This is a genomic window from Lacrimispora xylanisolvens, from assembly GCF_002934545.1.
Lineage (GTDB): Bacteria > Bacillota > Clostridia > Lachnospirales > Lachnospiraceae > Lacrimispora > Lacrimispora xylanisolvens.
Genome location: NZ_PTJA01000020.1, coordinates 57210 through 68201, shown reverse-complemented (window position 1 = coordinate 68201; position 10992 = coordinate 57210). Strand labels below are relative to the sequence as shown.

8 protein-coding genes are annotated in these 10992 nt (G+C 42.4%); 6 read left to right on the top strand and 2 right to left on the bottom strand.

Annotation, left to right across the window (positions count from 1 at the left end; translation table 11 throughout):
* Positions 1–276: 276 nt before the first annotated feature.
* From BXY41_RS25665 to brnQ, 6 genes are all read left to right on the top strand, one after another.
* The gene (locus BXY41_RS25665) at positions 277–1563 is read left to right on the top strand and encodes a citrate transporter (RefSeq protein ID WP_104439718.1); all 1287 of its coding nucleotides are present in this window, start codon (positions 277–279) and stop codon (positions 1561–1563) included.
* Positions 1564–1602: 39 nt separating this feature from the next.
* Positions 1603–3729 (top strand): hydantoinase/oxoprolinase family protein, encoded by a 2127-nt coding sequence (locus BXY41_RS25660; protein ID WP_104439717.1) that lies wholly within the window; start codon positions 1603–1605, stop codon positions 3727–3729.
* Complete coding sequence (locus BXY41_RS25655) at positions 3719–4354, top strand: hypothetical protein (protein ID WP_104439716.1); 636 nt, start codon at positions 3719–3721, stop codon at positions 4352–4354. The genes BXY41_RS25660 and BXY41_RS25655 overlap by 11 nt, the downstream gene beginning before the upstream one ends.
* 147 nt (positions 4355–4501) lie before the next feature.
* The gene (locus BXY41_RS25650; RefSeq protein WP_170072600.1) at positions 4502–5239 is read left to right on the top strand and encodes a GntR family transcriptional regulator; all 738 of its coding nucleotides are present in this window, start codon (positions 4502–4504) and stop codon (positions 5237–5239) included.
* A 164-nt stretch (positions 5240–5403) separates the two neighbouring features.
* The gene (locus BXY41_RS25645) at positions 5404–6582 is read left to right on the top strand and encodes a ribose-phosphate pyrophosphokinase (RefSeq protein ID WP_104439714.1); all 1179 of its coding nucleotides are present in this window, start codon (positions 5404–5406) and stop codon (positions 6580–6582) included.
* A gap of 13 nt (positions 6583–6595) precedes the next feature.
* Positions 6596–7912, top strand: coding sequence for a branched-chain amino acid transport system II carrier protein (gene brnQ / locus BXY41_RS25640; protein WP_104439713.1), 1317 nt, complete (start codon positions 6596–6598; stop codon positions 7910–7912).
* A 49-nt stretch (positions 7913–7961) separates the two neighbouring features.
* On the opposite strand, the gene BXY41_RS25635 is transcribed toward brnQ, so the two are convergent.
* The gene (locus BXY41_RS25635) at positions 7962–9824 is read right to left on the bottom strand and encodes an ATP-binding protein (RefSeq protein ID WP_104439712.1); all 1863 of its coding nucleotides are present in this window, start codon (positions 9822–9824) and stop codon (positions 7962–7964) included.
* Between the two features lie 3 nt (positions 9825–9827).
* Complete coding sequence (locus BXY41_RS25630) at positions 9828–10898, bottom strand: metallophosphoesterase family protein (RefSeq protein WP_104439711.1); 1071 nt, start codon at positions 10896–10898, stop codon at positions 9828–9830.
* Between the last annotated feature and the right edge of the window lie 94 nt (positions 10899–10992).

Sequence of the window (10992 nt, the reverse complement as noted above, 5' to 3'; positions counted from 1 at the left end):
GTAGGCAGACTTTCGGAGCGCCTTCCGGGCGCAAGCAGGAAATAAACCCCTTATAGGGGTTGAGCAAGCCACCGGCTAAGCCGGTGGTATTGACTACTTTATGTGGGAAAAATAGACAAAATAATGAATTCCTTTTCAGTTATTTTATCAATAGACTTGGCATGAAATGGTAGTATACTAATGTGTGTAATATATTAGTCGCACAGATAAAGGCAAGGCAATTCCTTTTCGTGGCAGGCTAAACTACTAATCATATCTTGTAGAAGGAGGAAGTGTATGAGTCTTTATGTTATTGTGGCGGGTATTTTATTACTCGTATCGTTTGCAGGACTTATTGGTTACTGTATGAAGGGGGGAAACCTGCTAGTCGGGTTTGTTTTTATGGCACTGATCTGGTGCCTTGTAGGACGGGTGCCATATCGAACTGTGATAGATACTGTGTTTCAGTCATCCGTTGAAAGTTACGGACCAACCATAGCTATTATTGTCTTTGGAAGCTGGTTTGGCAGGGTGATTGTAGATACGGGAATCGCAGGTTTTATCATTAAAAAAACGGTGGAGATGGCTGGAGATAAGCCGCTTGTAACAACTATTCTGGTATCTCTGGTTTGTACTCTTATTTTTACCAGCGCATTTGGCGTAGGTTCTGTAATGGCAATCGGTATGATCGTACTTCCTATTCTGTTTTCTCTTGGGGTTGAGAAACGTGTAGCAGTAGGTGCCTATATGATGTCTGTTGCAGGTGGAATGTATTTAAATCTTGGGTATGTAAATCAGCTTCTTGCTCTGTTCCCCAATATGACTTACGATAACTCATATTTGAGATTTGCAGTGATTGCTACCATTATCCATGTAATTGTCATGCTCATATTTATTATATATCATTTTAGAAAAAGCGGACAGGGAAAGGCCCGTGCCTGGGCGGTAGTGAATTCAGGGTCAGCACAGCAAATTCCGGCAGTTGCGGCGATTGTTCCTTTTTTGCCAATTTTGATGGTAGCAATATTTAAGTGGAAACCGGTTCCAGCTTTCCTGATCGGAATTTTCTTTGGACTTCTTCTTACGAGAAATATGACAAGCTATAAACTGGCCATTGAAAAGGTACAAAAAACTCTTTACGACGGAATTGCTGATGTAGGTCTCCTCATCGGTATGCTTTATGGCGTTAATATTTTCAGTACTGCAGCAAAACAGGTAGCTCCAATCCTTAGTGAGCTTCTAGGCGGAGTCATTCCTCAGTCGGCTATTATTATCTTAATTGTATTTATAATTTGTGCACCTTTGGGACTTTTTAGAGGACCTCTTATGGTATTTGGTTCTGGTGCCGCTACACTTGCAATTTTACAGGCCACTGGATTTTTCCCGGAATCATTCTTATTTATTCTGTTTTTGGTGCCGCCGGTTGCAATTGTTGCAAACTCCTGCCCGACCCAGTCCTGGAGTATGTGGGGAATCAGTTATGCAAAGCTGGAGCCCAAAACTTATATTCGCACCAACTTTCCCTGGTCCTGGCTGATTTTTGCGGCTAATTTATTGGCAGGGTATATGATAATAGCTAGATGATTCAATTGTTGAAATAAAGCAGTTAGATTAGGAGGACAAATGAGCAGACGATCAATTCGTATAGGAATCGATGTTGGCGGTACTCATACTAAGGCAGTTGCCATTGACAATGATACAAACCAGATAGTAGGCAAGGGTATCGTTATGACGACTCACTTCCACGAAAGCGGAGTTGCAAAAGGTGTCGTGGAGGCTTTTGAAAAATGTCTGATGGAAAATGATATCAAGCCAGACGAAGTGATTTTTATTGCGCATAGCACAACACAGGCTACTAACGCACTTTTGGAGGGTGATGTTGCCAAAGTGGGCGTTATAGGTATTGGAAGAGGCTTCTTAGAGAGCATGATGGCAAAGAAACAGACTCATATTGAAAATATTGATTTGGGAACAGGGAAATACATTGAGATAAGCAATGAGTTCATCCGAAGCAAAGATATGACCCAGGATGCCATTAAAGAGAAAGTAGATGCTCTGATCAAGGATGGAGCCAGAGTAATTGTTGCCAGTAAGGCCTTTGGAGTGGACGACCTCACGGAAGAGAAGGAGGTGGCAAAAGAAGCTGAGAGCCAGGGGAAGCCCTGTACACTTGCCTCTGATATTACAAAGCTATATGGTCTGACAACACGAACCAGAACTGCTGCTTTAAATGCCAGCATCCTGCCCAAAATGCTTGAAACAGCCACCAGCACGGAATCAAGTGTAAGAAGCACTGGTGTAACAGTACCTCTTATGATCATGAGAGGGGATGGGGGCGTTATGGAAATCGAGGAGATGAAAAAGCGCCCTATTTTAACCATGCTTTCTGGACCGGCTGCCAGTGTAATCGGAGCTCTTATGTATTTAAGAGCCTCCAACGGCATTTACTTTGAGGTGGGAGGTACCTCCACGAATATTGGTGTCATTAAAAATGGACGTCCTTCGGTAGATTATTCTATTATTGGCGGACATAGAACTTATGTAAATTCTCTTGATGTACGGGTTTTAGGCGTAGCAGGAGGCAGCATGGTACGCGCCTGTAAAGGAAAGATTGTAGATGTGGGACCGAGAAGCGCTCATATTGCCAATATGGGATATGCAGCGTTTACTCCGCCAGAATTGTTTGATGGAGCAAAGCTATATTATATGCAGCCTCGAAGCAATGATCCAAAGGATTATGTGGCAATTCGATTAAATAACGGGGAAAGCGTTACTATTACAAATACTTGTGCAGCCAATGTCCTTGGCATTTTAAAGGAAGGTGACTATGCTCAGGGAATTTATGAATCCAGCGTGAAAGCTATGACGCTGCTCGCAGAGGAAGTGAACCTGACAGTGGAGGAAGCCGCCAGAGCTATATTAACAAAAGCCTGTGAAAAGATTCAGCCTGTTATTGAAGATCTCATTGCAAAGTATAAACTGGAGCGAGATCAGGTGGTGCTGGTAGGTGCAGGAGGAGGCGCAGGAACACTTCTTACATTTACGGCTCAAACGATGAATTTTCAATATCAGATTCCAGAACACGCTGACGTTATTTCTTCTATTGGAGTCGCACTTGCAATGGTTCGGGAAATGGTAGAAAGAACAATTCCTAACCCTACAGCAAAGGACATTGCGGAATTAAAAAAAGAAGCGAAAGAACTTGCTATGAGCAGCGGTGCAGTAGAAGATACCATTGAAGTTTATGTGGAGATAGACGAGCAGTCTCAAAAGGTTACTGCAATTGCAATGGGTTCCACTGAGGTAAAAACAACGGATTTAATGAAAAACTGTCAAGAAGAAGAGGCTGTGGAAATAGGGGCTCAATCCGTGGGAGTGCAAAAAAGCAATGTAACCATGAGGGCAGCAACCAGCGGATTCTTTATTATGACCGTTAAAAATAATGGTGATCAGGCACTGAGAGTTATTGATAAAAAAGGGTTTATTAAGGTACAAAGAAGAAATGGCAATGTCTTAAAGACTACAGTAAGATCGGCTCCAGAAGAGTTAAAAGGAATCTGGGACCAAACCAGTAGCTTCGCAGGAGAGGTTCGGATCAATCCAGATGTGTATGTGGTTGCAGGAAGCAAAATGCTTGATTATTCCGGAGTACCAGAGCTTGCTCAGGTGGCAGGTCTTATAGAAGCAGAACTTTGTGACCGGGATCCGGATGAAGAGTGCATTCTGGTGGTAGCTAAAAATGATTTGTAATGAAAAAAGAAAGCAGTTATTAGAAGATATGAACCGGCCAGATAGGTTTTGGAGGGAATATACCTTTAATAAAGATGCACCCAATTCAGCTCTTTTGCAGGAAAGCAAAGAGGAAATAATAGAAAAAAGTATTCAAACTGCTATGGTTATGTATAAGAAATACATGAAAGCTTACGCTGGCTGTTCCCCTGAGGAATGGCCGGCGCGGTTTTCTTTAGAGGTGGAGCACCGATATTACTATGAACAGTATGAGATTCAAAAATATATTGCTCTTTATCTCCCATTAAAAAAGACAATTGTACTCCAGCATAAAGCTCTTAATAAGGTGCAGGAGTTTATTGTACAGAATGATCTTTGTGATATGTTTTCAGAGGAAGAGATGAGACATATTGCAATGTATCACGAGATATTCCATCATATTGAAACCATAACACCGGAGATATATACCGCTTCCAGAATGATAAAAAAGCGGTTATTTTGGGTGTTTTCCTATAATACCAGCTGTATTGCTGCCAGTGAAGTAGCGGCAGTTGAATTCTCCAGGCTTATGAGCCAATCAGACTGTCACCCATGTGTATATGAACGGTTACTTGACATGGCTTTAAATGACGGCAGGCTTAATTAATTTGACGTTTCTCCGCAAATGTGGTATATTAATATATTAGTATAAAATATAAAAATGACTTGTTATAAAAAGAAACAGGCCATATTTGTACGGTTTGTAGCGCTTTATAAACGCCTAATTAATAAAGATAGAAAAGGAGGACATCTGTTGCTGAATAAACCCGAAAAGAAAACCACTGCTGATAATATTTATAGTGAACTTGGCAATAGCATTATCGAAATGCGGATTCGGCCGGGGGTCATTCTTACCATCAATGATCTTGCACAGGAAATGAATGTAAGCCGTTCGCCGGTACGTGATGCTTTAATTCGTCTGGAAAGAGAAGGGCTTATTATGACTCTTCCCCAAAAAGGCATTATGATTTCAAAAATCAATCTGGAAAAGGCACAGAAGGAACAATATATCAGGTACAGCGTTGAGATAAATGTATTAAAAGAATTTGTTGATAATTATACAAGAAAACATATATCGGATTTAAACAGTCTGATTGAACAGCAGGAAAAAGCCATTAAGGAAAAAGACACCAGGGCTTTTTTATCTCTGGATGACGAATTCCATAAGTATTTTTTTGCTGCAACGGATAAGCAGTATTGTGCGGAACTTATCTGGGGCGATGCTGGCAATTACCAGCGTCTTCGTCAGCTTATCTGTGTGGATACCACTCATGAGGAGAGCGTGCTTTCCGAACATCGGCAAATGATTGAGGCAATTATAAAGAAAGATGAGGAGTCTCTGATTCATATTGCAAGCCAGCATCTGCTTGATATTGATGATAATGCCATTAAAATTGGGGAACAATACCCGGAACTATTTGAGGCCCTTCCCAAAAAAGGTAAGATGAGGATCTTTGGTGATGATTTCCTTGGAGGTCTGGTAAAGGGCTAGATGCCGGCATAAGTATAGTAATATAGTAAATGGTAAAAGCTAGAATTAATAAAGTAGATATTTTAGAAATTAGGGGTAATTCTTCTGATTGACTTGACTAAAGCGACACATAATGTTATAAAAGAACCGTTGCATTGCATAAGGACACGTTGGAGGAGAAACAAATGCTTTACGAAGAGAAAACGATAGAAACCATTCCGGTTGGACCATTGGGCTTAATTCCCTTAAAAAGCTGCAAGGAACTGGGAGAGAAAGTAAATGATTATCTGGTATCATGGAGACAGGAGCGGGAAAGTGAACATAAGTCTACCATCGCTTTTTCCGGTTATCAGAGAGATACTTACATCATAGGAGCCAGCACCCCCAGATTCGGTACCGGAGAGGCAAAAGGCACCCTGCAGCAGTCTGTGCGAGGTGATGACCTTTATATCATGGTCGATGTGTGTAACTACAGCCTGACCTATTCTTTGTGCGGTATGACCAACCACATGTCCCCTGATGATCATTTTCAGGATTTAAAGCGTGTAATCGCTGCATCAGCAGGTAAACCAAGACGTATTAATGTAATTATGCCTTTCTTATATGAGAGCCGTCAGCATAAGCGTTCCAGAAGAGAGTCTCTTGACTGTGCATTGGCACTTCGTGAGCTTGTGAACATGGGTGTGGAGAATATTATCACATTTGATGCCCACGACCCCAGAGTGCAGAATGCAATTCCGTTAAAAGGTTTTGAGACGGTTCAGCCAATATATCAGTTTATTAAATACTTGTTAAAAGAAGAGAAAGAACTGGATATTGACAGCGAACATATGATGGTAATCAGCCCGGACGAAGGTGGCATGGGACGTGCAGTATTCTTTGCCAATGTACTGGGACTGGATATGGGTATGTTCTATAAACGTCGTGATTACACCCAGATTATTAATGGACGCAATCCCATTGTTGCCCATGAATTCCTGGGAAGCAGTGTAGAAGGCAAAGATGTAATCATTGTTGATGACATGATTTCCTCTGGCGAAAGTATGCTTGATGTTGCAAAAGAACTGAAACGGAGAAAGGCAAGAAAAGTATTTGTCTGCGCTACGTTCGGACTCTTTACCAACGGTCTTGCAAAATTTGATGAATATTATGAAAATGGATTAATCGACAGGATCTTAACCACCAATCTGGTATATCAGACACCGGATCTTCTGTCCAGACCTTATTATATTAATGTTGATATGAGCAAGTATATTGCCCTTATTATTGACAACTTAAATCATGATGCTTCCCTCAGCGGTCTGCTTAACCCAACAACCAGAATCAACCGGCTGTTAGAGCGTTACCGCGCCGGAGACCGTTAATTACGAGGACATTATGGAGCGATTGACGAAAGAAAAATTAGTTTTAGCCGGACTTACGGTATTTTCCATGTTTTTTGGAGCAGGAAACCTGATCTTTCCGCCTTTTCTGGGAGCGTCAGCGGGAACCGTTACCTGGATTGCAGTGGCCGGATTTGCAGTAACTGCAATCGGCTTTCCGGTTTTAGGCGTCGTGGCAGTGGCTCAGTCCGGAGGACTGGACAAGCTGGCGGGGCGTGTTCACCCGAAGTTTGCTTTTATTTTTACCCTGTTAATCTATTTATCCATTGGCCCTTGCCTTGCAATACCAAGAACTGCAAGTACATCATTTGAGATGGCAGTGGTTCCCTTCTTAAAAGAGGGATCTTCAAATACGCTGATGCAGTTTTTATACTCGGTGGTATTTTTTACCATTGCATTTGTAGTAGCACTAAAGCCAGATAAACTGACGGACCGTCTGGGGAAGATTCTGACTCCCATACTTTTGGTTCTGATCGCAGTGATCTTTGCCGGCTGTATCATTCACCCGGCGGGAGCCTATGGAACACCATCTGAAACATATGAGAAAGCTCCGTTTATTAAAGGATTTCTAGAAGGTTATATGACTATGGATACCATTGCCGCCTTAAATTTCGGTATTATTATATCGTTAAATATTAAGGCCATGGGCATAAAGAAAGAAGCAGATGTCGTTCATGAAACCATCAGGGCCGGTTTTTTTGCAGGTGGAATTCTCCTGCTGGTTTACAGTGCCTTATCACATGTTGGGGCAGTGACCGGGGGAGCATTTGGACTGGCAGATAACGGTGCTCAGACCTTGAACCAGGCAGTACAGTTTTTATATGGGAAAGCAGGTCTTATTCTGCTTGCAGCAGTTTTTTTCATTGCATGTCTGAATACCTGTATTGGTCTGATCAGTTGCTGCAGCAAGTATTTCTGCACTATTATACCCAAGGTTGGGTACCGGACGTGGGCATTTATATTCGCCTTTGTCAGCCTTATCATATCCAATGCAGGACTTAATAAGATACTGGAGATATCAGTGCCTGTTTTAAGTGCCTTATATCCTGTTTCCATTGTACTGATTATACTATCCTTTGTTTTTCGTGATGGAGAACGATGGAGAGCCGTCTATGTCTGTGCCATGGGGTTAACCGGAATCATAGGAGTGTTGCTGTCACTGGAAACGGCAGGAGCAGAAGTTTTACATGCAGAACTAATAAAGCTTCCATTTTATTCATATGGACTTGGCTGGATATGTCCGGCAGTTGTGGGTATTGTAATTGGAGTTATAATCGAAGCTATAATGGGGTCATTAAAAACTCATGATTAATAAAAAATCCCTGAAAGAGATGTGAATCAAATCTCTTTCAGGGATTTTGTTATATTTCGATTAAGTGATAAGGCATTAAGTTTGCAGTCATCATCTGAGCTTCCCGCTGGTGGCAGGTAAAAATAATGATCTGATTTGTATAAGTGCCAGCCAGCCATTTTAATCCGGTCTTTAACCTGTCGTCGTCATAAAGAACGAAGCTGTCATCAAAGATAAAGGGCATTCTTTCGTCCCCGGTCTGAATCAGTGTTGCAGCAGCCAGACGGAGAGCCAGATAAACCTGATCCATAGTTCCGCTGCTGACCTGCTCCAAAGGTACCAGCTTGGTTTTCGTATTTAAGAAGATGTTTAAGTTCTCATCTACACTCATGCTGGTGTAAATTCCGCCAGTAATTCCGGAAATTAAATCGGAAGCCGCTTTATTTAAGTATAGTCCGAACGAGTCCCGGATTGAGGAAGATAAGTTGGTCATGGTTTCCAACGCTAAGTCTACCGCTGAGATTTCTTCCCGTATACGGTCATTTTCAGCAAGTATATGCTTTAACCCTTCCGCCTGGGTTTTACAGCCGGATAAATGATCCAGCTTCTTCTCCAGTTCCCACTGACTTTTCTGCTGTGTCTCTATGGTTACTCCACAGCCCTCCAGCTTCTTATTAAGCTCTTCGATCTGGGCTGCTTTCTGGTTGATGGCCGCTTCTGATTTGGATACGGCAGAGCAAAGCCGTGTAAATTCAGCCATACGGTTCTTAAATGCCTGTATGGATTCCGGAGTAATTTCCGTATCACCTAAGTGCCGGGACAAAATCTCTTCAAGTACCTTGCCGCTCATTTCCATATCCTTCATATGATGACGAATCCTAAGAAAAAGGAGCAGGCCAATCAGATAGAAAATAAGAGCTCCGCTTACAAAAACACTTAACAGTAAAATAAGATCAACACCGTAATACGCGGAAAAATAATTGGATTCACCCATATAATAAATAACACCGGTGCTGCAAAGTAAAAGTGTGGCTAAAATAAGTGAAATGGCGGAAGCAAACTTTTTCGATTTCCTGTTACAGGCGGTCTGGGCTTCCATATAGTCATCATAATGCTCCTGCGCCTTTTGGGAATAGGAGTTTATGGAGTCGTGGTCGGTAAACTGGTTGCTAGTAAGAACCTGCCTGCCTCTTGCCACTTTTTTAATTAACTCTTCCTTTTCTGCCTGGCGTTCTTCCAGATCCGTCTTCATATCCACCCGAAGCTTTTGATAGGTCTGAATCTGATTTTCGTACTCAGGGGCTGAAATTTCCTTTTCGATGTTGCGTATTTCACTTAACAGAGAGGTGTAGGTACGGGCAGCTTCCGGTACCATCTGGGATTCCAGTTCCTTTCTCTGAGACTTTAAGCAGGCTGCGGCTTTCGTTATGTTAAGCGCAAGATTGCCAGTTGTATTTAAGTTTGCAATGTAATTTTTCAGTTCTGTTACCATACCTTCATCAGTAGCGCTTTTTAACTGTCCGATGCTGATGGTGTTAATGTAGGAGGTTTCACTTAAACCGCAAAGAAGATCATCTAAAAATGCCTTAGTGGGCTCGATTTCTTTTCCAGCGGTTTCATCCACTACCTTAAACTCTTTTTTGTTTTTCTGGAAAGTCCGTTCGATCCGGTAGATATGTTCCTTATGTTCCACCCGGATCTGGCCTTCATAGGTTCCGCTGTTTTCCCATGGCTCAAAACGGGAGTAGAGATCATTTCTGGAAGCTCTGCCTCTTTGCCGTTCGATTCCAAAGAGCATGCTGCGGATAAAGGTATGGATTGTGGATTTTCCAGCTTCATTTTTTCCGTAAACAATGTTGATCCCATCATGGAACGTTAGGTTCCTGCCGTGGAATTTTCCAAATCCATTGATGTAGATGTCCAGTATTTTCATGGGTCAGCTCCTTTCATCCGTTGTACGAAGCAAAGCATTGATTCCGTAATAAAGTGCTTTCTTCTCCACCCCGCTCATCTCCGGCTTTTGAAGTGCCTGGATAAAAAAGCCGATCATATCACTGGGGTGTTCCGCAAAGAGAGCTGAGAAATTATACTGCGGTTCAGACTCGTCTATAATTTCCAAAATTTTAAAACGGGTGGAAAGCATATCCAAATCAAAGGTTATATCAGGATCCCTCATACCACGTATGCGGAACCGGTAAATATTCTCCCCGCCCCGGTTTTGGATCTCCTGGGTGATTTTCATGGCAAGTTCTGTATTGGTCGTGGCTGGGGTGACATTGACTGCAAGAGAGATGTACTGAAGCTTTGCAAGAGGGATGAATTTTAATGAGGTTACCATACGGGTCACCTCGTTGATCTCTCCTACCATCATGCCGTGAGGGCCGGATTCTGTCTTGTCCAGAGGTTCCAGAGAACCTGCAAATGCCATACGGTTTTCAATGAGAATCTCAGGACGGTGAATATGTCCCATAGCGATGTAGGAGAAGTCCAGACTTGACATGGCGCCTTTATCAAAGGGGATATGGTTGGCATCTCCTCCGTGGCCTAAAAGGACGTGAATTCTTCCGTTGTTTGGTACCTTCAAATGATCAAGGCGGTTTTCGGGTATTTCCACAGAGTGATAGCTAAAGCCATAAACCTCCGTATTGATCTCTTTAAAATAAACACTTTCCAGCTCCTCACCCATAATATAAGACACGTTAGGAGCCCAGGTAAAGCTTAAAAGGGCTGAATTATTACGGATGCGGTCATGATTTCCTGCAATGATGACCACACGGACACCTGGAATGGTTGAAAATAAATAATTAACCTCTTTTAAGTCTCTGGCAAGGGGCTGGCGGTGAAAAAGATCGCCGGAAATAAAAAGACAGTCAGCTTCCAGAGTCTTTGCCTGGTTTACCGCCTTTGCAAAAGTGTCTTTTATATCCTGGGAACGTTCCCGGCTCCAGGGCTTATCGCTGTCAGGGCTCATGCCCCAGTGAACATCTGCAATATGTATGAATTTCATCGTCAATACCTCGCTGGTACAGCACTGTACAGAGAATCTGGTCTTGCTGTACGGAATCCTCTTTCATAGACTTGGAACCACATATAAAAGAAAT

What these genes read in the sequence shown, in the direction of transcription:
- BXY41_RS25665 (WP_104439718.1), top strand. Translation starts at nt 277, where the DNA reads ATGAGTCTTTATGTTATTGTGGCGGGTATTTTATTACTCGTATCGTTT.
- BXY41_RS25660 (WP_104439717.1), top strand. Translation starts at nt 1,603, where the DNA reads ATGAGCAGACGATCAATTCGTATAGGAATCGATGTTGGCGGTACTCAT.
- BXY41_RS25655 (WP_104439716.1), top strand. Translation starts at nt 3,719, where the DNA reads ATGATTTGTAATGAAAAAAGAAAGCAGTTATTAGAAGATATGAACCGG.
- BXY41_RS25645 (WP_104439714.1), top strand. Translation starts at nt 5,404, where the DNA reads ATGCTTTACGAAGAGAAAACGATAGAAACCATTCCGGTTGGACCATTG.
- brnQ (WP_104439713.1), top strand. Translation starts at nt 6,596, where the DNA reads ATGGAGCGATTGACGAAAGAAAAATTAGTTTTAGCCGGACTTACGGTA.
- BXY41_RS25635 (WP_104439712.1), bottom strand. Translation starts at nt 9,824, where the DNA reads ATGAAAATACTGGACATCTACATCAATGGATTTGGAAAATTCCACGGC.
- BXY41_RS25630 (WP_104439711.1), bottom strand. Translation starts at nt 10,898, where the DNA reads ATGAAATTCATACATATTGCAGATGTTCACTGGGGCATGAGCCCTGAC.